Origin of the sequence: Paenibacillus sp. AN1007, assembly GCF_040702995.1 — a bacterium.
In the GTDB taxonomy this organism is placed as follows: Bacteria; Bacillota; Bacilli; order Paenibacillales; family Paenibacillaceae; genus Paenibacillus.
In genome coordinates this window covers 6263477-6276577 of record NZ_CP159992.1, presented here as the reverse complement: position 1 = coordinate 6276577, position 13101 = coordinate 6263477, and the positions used below count along the sequence as shown (strand labels likewise).

15 protein-coding genes and 2 pseudogenes are annotated in these 13101 nt (G+C 41.8%); 8 read left to right on the top strand and 9 right to left on the bottom strand.

All coding sequences use genetic code 11. The features are described from left to right. Positions 1-402 precede the first annotated feature (402 nt). Positions 403-1896, bottom strand: coding sequence for an alpha-amylase (locus ABXS70_RS28170; protein ID WP_342553233.1), 1494 nt, complete (start codon positions 1894-1896; stop codon positions 403-405). Between the two features lie 194 nt (positions 1897-2090). Beyond that, positions 2091-4401, bottom strand: a pseudogene (locus ABXS70_RS28165) (helicase C-terminal domain-containing protein). A gap of 38 nt (positions 4402-4439) precedes the next feature. Between ABXS70_RS28165 and ABXS70_RS28160 the strand changes: the two are divergent. From ABXS70_RS28160 to ABXS70_RS28145, 4 genes are all read left to right on the top strand, one after another. Next, positions 4440-4550 (top strand): aspartyl-phosphate phosphatase Spo0E family protein, encoded by a 111-nt coding sequence (locus ABXS70_RS28160; RefSeq protein WP_366292657.1) that lies wholly within the window; start codon positions 4440-4442, stop codon positions 4548-4550. A 155-nt stretch (positions 4551-4705) separates the two neighbouring features. Then, on the top strand, positions 4706-5197 hold the full coding sequence (locus ABXS70_RS28155) for a hypothetical protein (RefSeq protein ID WP_342553235.1): 492 nt from the start codon (positions 4706-4708) through the stop codon (positions 5195-5197). Between the two features lie 89 nt (positions 5198-5286). Next, the gene (locus ABXS70_RS28150; RefSeq protein ID WP_342553236.1) at positions 5287-5481 is read left to right on the top strand and encodes a hypothetical protein; all 195 of its coding nucleotides are present in this window, start codon (positions 5287-5289) and stop codon (positions 5479-5481) included. Beyond that, positions 5478-6140: a zeta toxin family protein gene (locus tag ABXS70_RS28145; RefSeq protein WP_342553237.1), complete on the top strand. Its 663-nt coding sequence runs from the start codon at positions 5478-5480 to the stop codon at positions 6138-6140. Before ABXS70_RS28150 ends, ABXS70_RS28145 begins: the two co-directional genes overlap by 4 nt. Positions 6141-6301: 161 nt before the next feature. Here the strand turns inward: ABXS70_RS28145 and ABXS70_RS28140 are convergent, their stop codons facing one another. Continuing rightward, positions 6302-6952 (bottom strand): hypothetical protein, encoded by a 651-nt coding sequence (locus ABXS70_RS28140; protein ID WP_342553238.1) that lies wholly within the window; start codon positions 6950-6952, stop codon positions 6302-6304. Positions 6953-7148: 196 nt separating this feature from the next. Continuing rightward, positions 7149-8015: a DNA-binding protein gene (locus tag ABXS70_RS28135; RefSeq protein ID WP_342553239.1), complete on the bottom strand. Its 867-nt coding sequence runs from the start codon at positions 8013-8015 to the stop codon at positions 7149-7151. A gap of 518 nt (positions 8016-8533) precedes the next feature. On the opposite strand from ABXS70_RS28135, the pseudogene ABXS70_RS28130 reads away from it, so the two are divergent. Together ABXS70_RS28130 and ABXS70_RS28125 are read left to right on the top strand one after the other, a co-directional pair. Continuing rightward, positions 8534-8734, top strand: a pseudogene (locus tag ABXS70_RS28130) (recombinase family protein); the annotation flags it as partial. Further along, on the top strand, positions 8724-8903 hold the full coding sequence (locus ABXS70_RS28125) for a DUF4181 domain-containing protein (protein WP_366296799.1): 180 nt from the start codon (positions 8724-8726) through the stop codon (positions 8901-8903). The pseudogene ABXS70_RS28130 and the gene ABXS70_RS28125, both read left to right, overlap by 11 nt. 119 nt (positions 8904-9022) lie before the next feature. On the opposite strand, the gene ABXS70_RS28120 is transcribed toward ABXS70_RS28125, so the two are convergent. Next, positions 9023-9514 carry a hypothetical protein gene (locus ABXS70_RS28120; protein WP_342553240.1) on the bottom strand — a complete coding sequence of 164 codons (492 nt, stop codon included), beginning with the start codon at positions 9512-9514 and terminating at the stop codon, positions 9023-9025. An 840-nt stretch (positions 9515-10354) separates the two neighbouring features. On the opposite strand from ABXS70_RS28120, the gene ABXS70_RS28115 reads away from it, so the two are divergent. Continuing rightward, positions 10355-10504, top strand: coding sequence for a hypothetical protein (locus ABXS70_RS28115; RefSeq protein WP_366292651.1), 150 nt, complete (start codon positions 10355-10357; stop codon positions 10502-10504). Between the two features lie 364 nt (positions 10505-10868). Next, a complete protein-coding gene (locus ABXS70_RS28110) occupies positions 10869-11471 on the top strand; it encodes a hypothetical protein (protein WP_366292648.1) in 603 nt (200 codons plus the stop codon). A 106-nt stretch (positions 11472-11577) separates the two neighbouring features. Here the strand turns inward: ABXS70_RS28110 and ABXS70_RS28105 are convergent, their stop codons facing one another. From ABXS70_RS28105 to ABXS70_RS28090, 4 genes are all read right to left on the bottom strand, one after another. Then, positions 11578-12174 carry a lysozyme gene (locus tag ABXS70_RS28105; protein ID WP_342553243.1) on the bottom strand — a complete coding sequence of 199 codons (597 nt, stop codon included), beginning with the start codon at positions 12172-12174 and terminating at the stop codon, positions 11578-11580. Between the two features lie 150 nt (positions 12175-12324). Further along, positions 12325-12513: a helix-turn-helix domain-containing protein gene (locus tag ABXS70_RS28100; RefSeq protein WP_074097102.1), complete on the bottom strand. Its 189-nt coding sequence runs from the start codon at positions 12511-12513 to the stop codon at positions 12325-12327. A 4-nt stretch (positions 12514-12517) separates the two neighbouring features. After that, complete coding sequence (locus ABXS70_RS28095) at positions 12518-12670, bottom strand: YvrJ family protein (RefSeq protein ID WP_366292644.1); 153 nt, start codon at positions 12668-12670, stop codon at positions 12518-12520. Further along, on the bottom strand, positions 12660-13070 hold the full coding sequence (locus ABXS70_RS28090; protein WP_366292641.1) for a sigma-70 family RNA polymerase sigma factor: 411 nt from the start codon (positions 13068-13070) through the stop codon (positions 12660-12662). Before ABXS70_RS28090 ends, ABXS70_RS28095 begins: the two co-directional genes overlap by 11 nt. Positions 13071-13101 lie beyond the last annotated feature (31 nt).

The window sequence follows — 13101 nt, the reverse complement described above, 5'->3', positions numbered from 1 at the left end:
ATAGTTCTCCAAAACACAACAAATACCACCTGAATCAGCACGCGACAGCACGCGTGATCAAACTGCCCCTCTCACAACCCGCTATAGAACGAGTGGGAAAACAGTTCAGCTTCAGGTGGTTTAATAACGACTTAACGACTTAAGATTCTTGATCGAGCTTTACGTAATCATTATGCCGAGATATTATTCTGCCAATGCAAATGCGAGTAACATAACATTCACTTTGAACTCATGAACATCCTGTTGATTACTTTATACAACCCGTTCGCGGTATCCGCGGCATCTGCAGCAGCATACAGCATGCGTTTCCTGCACACGAACAGGCATGACTCTGTATCTGCAGCAATCGCAATATCTGTATCCGCATGCAGCGTACACTTTCTGCGAGCAGGCGTACGCATATCACTCTGTATCTGCAGTAACTGTCCCGCAATCCTCGTCCTGATCTGGCAGAGCCCAGACGGAGACACCACCACCGCACACATGGAACGTGGCCCAACCATCTTCTTCAATGGTAATCTCATCGTCACAGCTGTGTGTCAGGTCTGACCAGACTTCTCCTGCACGATGTTCACCGATAAACATTCTCTTCTCACCGTCATCCCCATTGGAGATGACCACTGCGCAGCCGGAGCCTTCGATCTCGTCCACGCCGCGGCGCACCCAGCCAATCGTATTGGCATGATCGAAATAGTCTTCCTGTTCTCCATAGGCTTTGTTGCAGCGAGCTGACAACAGAATGTCCAAAATCTCTTTTTTGCCCTCCACCGGCTCAGGTCCACCAATGCCATAATAATCGCCGTAGAAGACAACGGGATATCCGTCACGACGCAGCAGTGTCAGTGCGTATGCACTCGGTTTAAACCAATCACCCACCCAGGATTCCAAAGCTTCATGGGGCTGTGAATCATGGTTATCTACAAAGGTTACCGCATGAGTCGGATGAGTCTGAACGAGCGTATCCTCAAAAATTTTGGAAAGATCGAAATCCCGGCCTGCGAGGGAAGCCTCATGGAACTTATAGTGAAGCGATACATCAAATAGGTCAATCTGGTAATCCACCGTATCCAAAAACGTACGACAGGCATCCAGGTTCGAGTTCCAGAACTCGCCTACAATGTAGAAATCCTGACCACGTTTGCGGATCATTTCGGCAGCAAATTCCTTGATGAACTCATGGTTGATATGTTTAATCGCATCCAGACGGAAACCGCCGCACTGGAGGGTATCAATCAGCCATTTGCCCCACTCAATCATCTCATTCCGCACATCCGGGTGGTTATAATCTATATTGGCAAACATCAGGTAGTCATAGTTGCCAAATTCGTCATCGACATTTTCATTCCAGTTTTTGTTCTCACCCGCAATGCGGAACACACCGGTCCGCTCTTCTCTGGCATCAAAATCGGTACCGTTGAAGTGCTCGGACGTCCATTTAAAGGACGAATATTGATCACCGCGTCCGGGAAATGTGAATTTGGTCCACCCTTCGATCTCAAACGGTTCGGAAATTTCCTTGGTCCGGTCATTGGGATCAACCTCAATGACCTTAAATACTTCCTTCTCGTCTGCCCCGGCCTTATGATTCATCACAAGATCCACATAAACAGCAATGCCGCTTTTCTGACACTCGGCGATGGCTTCCACCAACTCCTGCTTAGTGCCATATTTGGTGCGCACCGTACCCTTTTGATCAAATTCGCCCAGATCATACAGATCATATACACCATAACCTGTATCGTCTGCAGACACCGCTTTGGTTACGGGAGGCACCCATACGGAGTCTATGCCTTTTGCTTTCAGTTCCGGGGCCATGTCAGCCAGTCGTTTCCAATGATTGCCGTCTGCAGCCAAATGCCATTCAAAAAACTGCATCATCGTATGATTTTTCTTCATCACAAACCGACCTCCTTGATTTGCATTCGAATCGGACCGCGGAACGGATAGGGTATCGCCGTTGTTCGTTCGTGCTAACCAAGTTATAACCCGTTTACCCTATGTTTCAATCATGAAAATGAAAGAATGTTAAGAAAACAACGAATATTTTACGTAAAATTTTGAAAAACAGAACTAAAAATGTGGAATATCCGTCAAATTCGCTTATAATCCAGCCACTCTTCCGGTAATAAGGAACGATACGGTTCCTGCGTGAAGCGATCATCCACCAGCACCAATACACCCTTATCCTCTTCCGTTCGAATGAGTCTGCCCCCAGCCTGAAGTACTTTGTTCATGCCCGGGAATACATAAGCGTAGTTAAAACCGTTACGTCCCGATTTGTCAAAGTAATCCTTCAGCACGTTGTTCTCCAGACCAATCTGCGGCAGCCCCGCACCGACAACGACAACTCCATTCAAGCGGTCTCCCGGAAGATCAACTCCCTCCGAGAACACGCCGCCCATCACGGCAAAAACAAGACGTGTACGCTCGGGATGCGGCTGAAATGCCGCCAGAAACTGCTCCCGCTCCTGCTCGTTCATGCCTTGTTCCTGCATCACCGTATCTGCATCGCTCGGAAGCTGCGCGTACGCCTCATACACCTCCCGCATGTACGGATAAGAAGGGAAAAAGACGAGCAGATTGCTGCGCGGCCACTCGGATACAAGCTGCTGTAACATCTCGGCAATTGGCCGCTTGGAACGCTCTCGGTCTTTATAACGAACAGACAATGGCATTAGACGCACATCCAGCTGTTCCCGATTGAACGGTGACGGAATCTGGAGCGTGTAGTCCTCCTCCTCTGCCCCCAGCATATCCCGATAATAACGAAGCGGTGACAAGGTTGCCGAAAAATGAATCGTCGAACGGAATCCTTTCGCAGTCTGACGCAGCAGCAGCGAAGGGTCCAGACAGAACAGCTTCACCCGCACCTCGCTCCGCACACATTCCGCATATGTGATAAAACGCTCATCGTACAGCTTGGCAATCCGCACAAAATTCTGGGCCGTAAAATAGGCATCCAGCAGGCTGGTCCGTCTCGGCATTCTTTGATCCCCCTTCGACAAGACACTGCTCTGCCACCATAATAAAAGGCTCCAGTCGTTCGATCAGTTCCTCTGGCGCCTCCTGCTGAATGATCTTACCCTCTTCTCCGCCATTCTTACGAAGGGTGATCAGATACTTGTCGATTGCTCCGGTGTAGTCCACTATCGCTTTCGCGGCGGGTACATCGCTGCCCAGCGTCTGGAATTCTCTTTTGACATCGAGAAACACCGCCTTTTCCAGCTCAGCCGAGAACATCATTCGCCCACGATCCACCAGATTATGTGCCTCATCCACCAGCAGCACCGTCCTGCGCTTCTGTTCCTCCAGCATACGCTTCAGCGATATACGCGGATCAAAAATGTAGTTGTAATCGCAAATTACTGCATCGGCTGCATACGCTGCATCCAATGAAAACTCAAACGGACACACCCGATGCTTACGGGCATACTGCTCAATAACGGGGCGAGTCATCAGCGTCTCGTGTTCGAGCATGTCCAGCACAGCACCGTTAATCCGGTCATAATACCCATCACACATACCGCACTGGCCTGTATCACAGGCTTCCTCGTCCTTGAAGCAGATTTTGTCCTTCGCCGTCAGACTGATGACATGCATCTTCAACCCTTCCGCCTGCATCCGGGCAAAAGCTTCTTCAGCCGCCACTCTCGTTGTCGTTCTCGCAGTCAGGTAGAACAAACGACTGGCCTCACCTTCACCGATGGCTTTCACCGTAGGGAAGAGCACGGACATCGTTTTGCCGATGCCTGTGGGTGCTTTTGCCATAAGCCCCTGCCCTTCACGAATCGTTTTGTACACTGCACCTGCCAGCTTGCGCTGCCCCTCCCGGTATTTGCGAAAAGGAAATGGCAGCTCGCGCACACTAACGTCCCGTTCCGCTTCATAAGCAGCAATCATCTCGGCATACGGTGCATATCCGGCAATGACCTCCGCTGCAAACTGCTCCAGCTCCTGTCGCTCCGCCATGCGACGAAACCGACGCTCTTCACCCGTCACCGAATGCACATACGTCAACTGCACCTGCATTCGCGGCTCATCATGCTGGACGGCATACATATAGGCATACATCTTTGCCTGCGCCCAGTGTACGTCGAGTCCATCATCCAGCTCGTCCAGATTGCCTGCTGTGGACTTGATCTCATCCACCGTCAATTGACCCTCTAAGCGGATCAGGCCGTCACATCGTCCTTCGATGACGTACGTCAGATCCCCATGCTGAAGCTCGGCTTCCAGCACAATCTCCTTCAAATCCTCTTCCGTATAGGCCTTCTGTACCCGCTGATGAATCCGTGTCCCCTCCTGCATCGACGCATTGGTACGGAACCCCGGACGTATGCTGCCGCTGCGATACACGTACTCAACCAGCGGTCGGACTGATATCCGAATTGTTGTTTTCATGCGATCACCCGTTCTGCTTGTAGTGGTTCTACTTTATCATGAAACATGCTTTCAGTCACAATGGCCTCTCCAAAAATGAGCTGGTCGCAGATTATGGTTTACATGATCCTCGAACCTTGGAAAAGTCCCAGGAGCTTGATGCAATTTGAACCAGTATAATGAAATGAAAAATAAAAAGCCGACTGCATAAGCAATCGACTTAGGGTGAGTAACTTTGCCGGGTCGCTCACCCTTCCTATTTTATCATACATCATGGAGGGTATACAGCAGGATTAAAGCCACGGAAAGAGAGGATGGCGCAAGAATGGATACATGTACATGCCCTTATTGTGGCAGTGTTCTGAAGAGTATAAGCTATGCATATTACTGTGATTTTTGTGAAATGGATATTCCAGAAGAAGATACACAGGAGAATGGCCAACGAAAGCATATTCCTTTTCTGCTAAACAATGTGGCCATTTCAAATGCAGACGAGAACACTATACAGCTCATGCAAAGACCGACCAATGAGTTAATCGTTCTGCTGCGTCTAGTTCGTCAGAAGGCTACAGATTTTTATAACTATTTAAGGGTTTTTAACAAGGCCGAGGGTGAATTTAAGGAACATGCTGAGTTAACAGGCAAGGACTATGAGTATTGGACGCGAAAAGCCTGGGTATTAGAAAATATTCTAAGGGATCGCACCGGAGTCTACCCTGATAAAATCACAAATGACTATTTGCATAAATTAGTTGCAAAAGCTGAAAAAATAAACCGTAAAGCCATGAGAATAAGAACTAAAGAACAGCAGATATAGAATAAAACTTTGTATTTCGTGGCCTATGTTCTATCATAGATGCATGTGTTAAGTGGAAGAATATTATTATTAGAAAGGGTGGTCTTCGCGTGAAACGTATATCAATATCTGAATTGAATGAAATATTAGTAAAAGCTACATTCTCAGCCAGACAAGAGGCCAAAACGAACGGTGTCCCCATTGTGTATGAGGAAAATGAAAAAATGATTAAGGAATATCCGGATGGGAGAAAAACCGAAATCATCTATGAAAATGGAATCAAAAGGGAAATTGAATATCCATGAGCAAACCTGTCATGACTGTTTTCGCTGGCACAAATGGAGCAGGAAAGAGCACATTAACCAGGAATTTTAATGATCAGTTAGGAGAAATTATTGATCCTGATGCCATTGCGAAAACTATCAATCCTCATAACCCTGAATCGGTTTCTCCATCAGCAGGAAGAGAAGCCATTAAACGCGTTCGAGAATGCATACAGAACGGTAAAAGCTTTTCCATTGAAACGACTCTTGCTGGTAAACACGCCATACGGCAAATGGAACAAGCCAAAGAAGCAGGATTTGAAATAAATCTTTATTATGTAGGACTTAAAAATGTAGAATATCATATCGAGCGGGTAGAAATGCGAGTTAAAAATGGTGGGCATCATATTCCAGAGGAAGATATTCGAAGACGATATGACCGTTCAATCGGTCATTTACCTGATGCAATAAAATTAGCTGATCGTTCTTTTATTGTTGATAACACTTCAAAGTTTAGGTTAGTAATGAAGATAGACAAAGGAAAGGTTCAAACAATATCTAAAGACATACCGCAGTGGGTTAAAACCACTTTTTTAAGAGAAGCGGAGAAAGTACAGGAGCATACACATACGAATGAAAGTACACCTGAACGTGAAGGTAAACAAACAGAAAAAATCAAGGCATCAGATCTAGAACGATAAAAAGAGAATAGAAATTCCGGACGGCTATGGCCGTCCTTTTGCACGTCTCCGGAAGATCGAACAGCTACGCACGTACAGGAGCGCCCGAGCTGAAGGCGCACGCCAGGCGTGCGGCTGCGATCCAAACGAGATCGGGGAGCATTTCCATACTCTTCAGTTTCCTATTCTATATCTGTATTGGCATTAGTTAGCGGGAATGCAGATAGTGTATCGGGTTTAACTAAATAACTGTTATTCACTGCATCCAATTGTTTTTGTTCCAATTGTAAAACTTTATTAAGATCAACACTTGGATACATCAAGTTACCTTCTATATTATGATGGCTCTTTCCTGTTACCGGGTCATTTCCCTTTAGTTCAGGATTAGAGAAGTATAGCGCATGTCCGAGTTCGTGTGAGAATAAATTTATCCCTGCATGATCCTTGGTTGTTAGAACAATATACAGATGATTATTGTAAAAGTAGGTTCTTCCTGTTGAGGAATCTCCAATTTTAGTTATATTGAAATAAAACACATGTAAAAGCCTTCTTGAATCTACCCTGCATACTTCAGCTTTAATTACATGGTCAAATAAACGTTTTAATTTAGCTCCTTGGGGGCTATTAATTTCTGCCGCAGGAACGATGTCTTCACTTCGGTATATAAATTGATCTTGATTTTCAAGCAGTCGAATATGACTAGGAGAAGAAAATTTCACGCCCCAATACGAAGAAGCTCTTTTTTCATCTAATGTTGCTACATTGTAAATCGGCTGATCTCCCATTAATTTTTCTGATATCCATGTACATATACATATAGGTTCAATCGGCACTAGAACACATCCTTCATCCATTTATGCTCATTATTATGTGCAAAAAAAGAGAGGGGAATTCAGCAATTAAATTGGCGCAAGAAAAAAGACCACCTTAAAAAGATGGTCTTAGAAAAGTATTTAGCCATTAACCCCATGATTAAACGGTGCAACTGGTGGTGCATTAGGTGGTGGGGGTGGAACAACAACAATGACACTACAAAGCGTTACCGTTAAGAACATGGCTATTAATGTTTTTTTCATTTGTCAGGACTCCTTTGATTATAATTTCATACCTTAGTTGCTGCTCTGTTGATGCTAATTTTCTGACTTTTTCGTACATGGCCGCATTTGTAATAAATTCCCTATACACATCCATATTAACTGCTATTGCCAGATATTCAAGAATGTAATTTATTGTATCGTGGTAAGATTTTTTATTGAAAGTATAGAGGGCGAGTTGAAATAGTAGTTTGATGTAATACACGCGATTCCCAATATCCTCATAGCTTGCAAATGCCTCAAGATCGTGAGGAAGATGATCGTTTAAAATATGATCAACGTTCCAGTTGTTAAGGTTAGCTGCTTCCAATATGGTAATTAAACCTGGCAATACCTCTTCATCATCTGATTTAATAAAGTTATGGTACTCTAGTAAAATTTCAAAGTTACCGGCTAACAGATCAGCAGCGTAAGAGTTAGCCTTAGCAAAAATTTTGAACCTGTTAACTTCTTCCTGGCTTTCCGGATCTGAAAGGTTGTACTGATCCAGGTTTTCATAATGTGATATGCATGAGCGCGCTTCTTCATAAAGTCCTTGCTTCTGGTACACGATAGATTCAGCAAGGTAGCTATAACCTATGTAAAATATCAGCGGTCTTTTCATAGGTAGCTGCAATGGTGAAATATCACCATATTTTTGTTGAGTTTTGTATAGATTTTCTGAGACTTTATGCATGTGTCTTATGATTTTTTTGGCTTCATTCCAATCGTTCTGCTTGTAACATATGCGAAATAATTCAAAGGCTTTATCCAGAACATGATTTTGATCTGATAGTAAGAAAACTTCTTCATTTTCTTGCAATGTAATCCCTCCATATCTACCATATTCATGGAGTCAAAGAGTGATGAGACCCGGCTATTTTTTCCCCATATTATTACAAATATATACAAAAATTAACTATAGGTCAATTGGTAAATGAAAATATCTTTTTAAAAAAGGTAATTATGAATTAAATGTTTATATTTGGTAAAATACATCAATGAGGGAGTGATACATCTTTGTTAATGAAAAAATCATTGTGCGGGTCAGCGATCAAGTACCTGAGTAGCATCCTTTAGCAAATAAGTATTAATATCCTCTTTGAAAAACAGTATAGGTAGGTCTCTATCTCTTCATCTATCTCAGACTCGAATTGAATATACAGAAAGACAACAAAATCAGTAGTTACATATGATTGCGGTACTTTAGTTGAAGTTATACATAGTTTTAATTACTGTTCGCCCTTTTGATTGAACCCTGATGAACTTTGCACTATCATTGACACTCCTCATTGCTAGAAGATCTGCTCCCTCTCTATCAAAATAAGGTTCTGCAGTCCTAAGAAAAAAGGGAAGCACCTGGGGCGGCCGCAGATAAATTTGAATACGTTATCAGTTAGCCAACACAATAAAGGGTATGGTGAGTGGAAGGGTGGGGTGCTAACGGCCGTAGAGTTGATGGGACAACTAGACTTGAAAAAAAATACATTTTGCAAGATTATTAAAGAGTACGAAAGAGAGCTTGGCTTTAGTGGGAACTAAAGCGGCTCAATTATCTTTGCAATTCCCATTATTAATATTATGTTTTTATTTTCGAGCTTTTATGGAATTGAAATACATTAGGGAAACAAGTCGCTATTTAGTTTTAAATACTGTAACTGTTATATCATTATTATTTACTACTTTTTTACTATTACTTTGCATTTTGTAGATTTATCTTTGAATTAACTTTGTTTAGCCTAGCCTGATCGAGTAGCCGGTACTTGGATAGCTCCCATGCTGGTAGAACTAAAATAACCCTAGAATCAAAATGATCCTAGGGTTATTTTTTTAAGAAGCGCTCATCCAAGTACCATCATTTAATTGAATTCGATCAATTTTAGCTGCTTGTTGCATATAACGGATAGATTCACGAGTACCGGTAGCACTTCCGAAGAAATACTCTAGGTACGCAGCTTCAAATTCAATCCGTTTATACTTTGAAGCATTCTTCGAGAACCAAACGAGATGGTCATTAAGATTCGCTTCAGCAGCTCTGAGTAGTTTTTCCAATCGAAATGGTTTCACAAAATTATCAACCCATGAGTAGATAGAATATGCAATAGCAGCAGCGCCAGCAAGACCTTTTAGAGCAGGGATTTTCCCAAACATGGCAATGAATGTTCCTGTTGTGATGCCAAGCGATTCAAGATGTTCTTTCAATTTGGACTGAGAATGTACTTTTTCTGCGCCCTCACGCATCAGTTTTTGGACTTTTACCATTTGAGATAGTTCACTCAAAGTTACACTTACTCTACCTGTGTACTCATCATAATCAGCCATAGAAATACCTCCATAATTAGATTTTAGTAAGGGGAGATCAAACTAAGTTGCCCCTACAACCTCGTTTGATTTGAATCAGGTTACACTATATAAAGAGAAATGAACTTCAATATTTACAACCACAATACAAATTTTTTTAATTAAGATTGAATTGATGTATAACCTCTATCATCTTTAAATAAGGTTTTGCCTTAAATCCTCTCGGTAATCAGGAGGAACTTGACGTAGTGACGAATTTATTTTTGGGGTAAAACGCAGCATCTTGATCATTTTGTAGAGCTGGGCTTTCATTAGCAATTCTGCCATTCAAGTCTTTGTTGCCCGGGGATGATGCGGCTATTGTTGCATTACTGAACCAGGATAGGAATAGCTTCAGACCGCGTGAATATGCTTTTAGAATGGGCTTCTTAATGTTTGTCTTTTAATACAATTTGGATCTTCGGCCAGCTACTACAGCTGGTCTTTTTTTGGTTTAAATCCGAACATTGCATAAGTGGCAACATGAATGGGTGCAACCAATGGTGGGATTAAAGAGATCGATTTGCTAAACAGTTATATTTAAGAATGAACAGCTTATGATGAAAATACATAGAAAAATCCCTTTTTTAGTTTCTTCAGCTTGAAATTAAAAACCCTGAAATCTTCTTCTGCCAATTTATACGAGAGTGAGCAGCCGGAGTGTAACCAGCCTAACAGGTATACGACACGCTATTAATTATATTACGCGCCGTTTTGCTTATCATGTTGTATCCGATTCGCTAGGCAAGCTGGTTACGCTCACCTGATAAATCCATGGCTGGCTTTCTTATGCTGAATGCAGGAAGGAAGGGAGGGGTTGAGATGAAGAGAATCAAACCGATTTTTTCGAAAATGTGGACAAGCATGAAATCTGCCGGTCGGCATGTTTGGGAATATCTGAAATCTAAAGAGGGACGTCAGACATTGATTCAATTAGTTCTTATTGGTATCAAGCATCTCTTAGGTCAGTAATTCAAAAACGTTCAGGTGGGGGCATCCATTTGGACGTTTTTTTGTGCGGCTGAAGCATATATTGTTCCGGAAGGAAAAGGAGCTGAAGAGCTAGATCGGGCAATGTTACAGGCTCTAAGGCGGCAAGAGTGGGCCCCTAAGAGCCTGTACGCACCGCTACGGGGTTACTTGGCCCGATCAGAGCGCCTAAACCGGGGAAGAGCGCGGCATAGCTGCATCACGCTGCGCTGTTTGAGCAATTTATTGATTGTGATCATATAACATAAAATTAACTTTAATCGTAAATAATGTTATTTTTATGTCATTCTTAGGTTCATTTGCTCTGATATAATTTCTGCTAGGTAGACGAAAGGAGATTTTAGGATTGAAAAAAGCAGTCGGTGTATTGATGGTGTTGAGTTTCCTCTTGCTTTCAGGATGTGTTGGATCAGGTAAGCCCGCAACCGCTACGCAAGGTTCGGGTGAGTCTCCCAGTAAACAAGTAACAACACAGCAAAATAGTGATTACTGTACTACAGAGAGTACAAGTTTGGATAGTGAGACTGAAAATTATTTCTATGGAACTTGGAAAGTTGAGAAGCTTTTGGGATTTGCAAATTCATATAATGATGCTTCTGAATATCCAACAGGGCAGAAGTTTATCGGAGATGAACTAATCATCAAAAAAGACTTGTTTTCATCAAAAGGAATTAAAAACTACAGTCAATATCAAACTGAACTAAGAAACCCATTATATGAGATTACAGCGACTTGCAATAATAAAGATTCTTTTTATAGATCATTTAAAATAGATATTCCAGACTTAAATGAAAATGATGTGGTAAAAGCAATAGATGTAAGTAACCCTTCTACAAAAATGAGTATACCTGTAAGTTTAGGTTTTTTTGTTGTTAATAACGAGAGACTTATTTTGATATCAGAGGCAACTATTTTTGAGCTTAAGAAGCTCTCGAATACAATAAATTAAGGTTATGTATTGGTTCTGCGCTGCGCTGAGGAATCCTATAAAATTCTGAAAATGAAAGAAGGTCAGCCTAAAGGCTGACCTTCTTGTTATGTTACAACATAATTGACTAAAGTGAATATACTGGATATTTGTGAGTATAAGGCTGTCCTTTACAAAACAAAGTTGCTTCTTCATTTCTTCGTCTCGTTAAGCTTGTGTCATATGAAAATGCTTTGCTGACCAGTCTCGAACAATTATCTTTTTCTACCTCTGAACGAGGGCCTTGAAAGGACGAATATATCAACTTGTATGCAAGCAGATTTTTTACATCAGTGGTTTCAAGCACTTTAGGACCTCCATTAAAAGTCAGCGAAACAAGTGCATCAAACTGAGCTTGTGACAAAGACATACCAGCAGGAAGTGTCAACCGATTTACTCTTCCTACAGCCTCTGCGGTATCGTTGTTAAAAAATGTATTTGCCTGAGTCTGAGAAATTGGAGAAGTATAATTTAGTCCCAAAGAAGTTGATAGAGCATTAGCTTCTGCTTGGGTTAGAAGAGAATCATTGGGATTACCTGTTGTGTTTTTCTTATATGTTTTGCTCGATGTTATAAGATGTCCCCATCCAACTGTTGGATACCCCTTGGGGTCTCCATAGAATTTTAAAGAAAATCCCTCATGCGATTTAATAAGAGCTGCACCACTAGAACCTAAAGATGCCATAATAATCACTCCTTGAATTAGTTTTGGTAGAAGAACAATAGGAGGAATCATAGCCAGAACACCATTCCCAAGTTTTCTGCAATGCCGTATTGGCCTTCACATCTATATAAAGAGAACTGGGTTACTTCTTTTACAACCACTCTGCAAATTTTATCTAATATTAAAAGTTTGTATGACCTCAATCATTTTGACATAGAGTTCCTGTTTTAGATCCTCTCGATGATCGCTAGGCACTTGTCGTAAGGAAGCTTTAATCTTTGGTGTGAAAGATTCTAGAATGTGTAATGTCGCTTCCTGATCATGATGCTGCTGTGCTTGTACTAAAAGTTCGGCCAACATAAAATCACCTCTTTACATTTTTTTGTATTTCATTCTTTAAGCCATTAATGGCATCGCTTAGATCAGATATTTTTTTTTCAAATCGAATAAGTAGATACAAAGTAATTGCAATCGGGAAGCCTAAATTAGCAATAAAAGCAGCAATGTCACCCTCCATTATAATCATCCCCTTCCGTTATCAAATTGCGCAATTTAGTAAGAGCTTTTAATCGGTGTTTTGAGACATTTTGCTGGGATACTCCCAATATTCTGGCTATTTCCTTGTCATTTAATCCTTGTACGTAAGCAAAAGATAAAATCTGTTGTTGTTGTGCTGAAAGAGATTCATACGCTTGATAAAGTGAGTGATCCGCAATGTGATCTTTTAAATTTGGTGGCACAGATTCGGAGTCATACACTGAAAGTAAGGCAGAATCTATGTTTTGATCGGTGTCTAAAGTTAGCTGGAAGCGGCTGTCCTTCATTCTTCTCTTTTTGTCATAATTAATAGAATTGTAGTATATAAGATTGGCCATATACGTGATAAAACGACGATTCAAGTCATCATTCGTTTTCAATATAAGCCCCCCGTTCTTTTTAATGAGATCA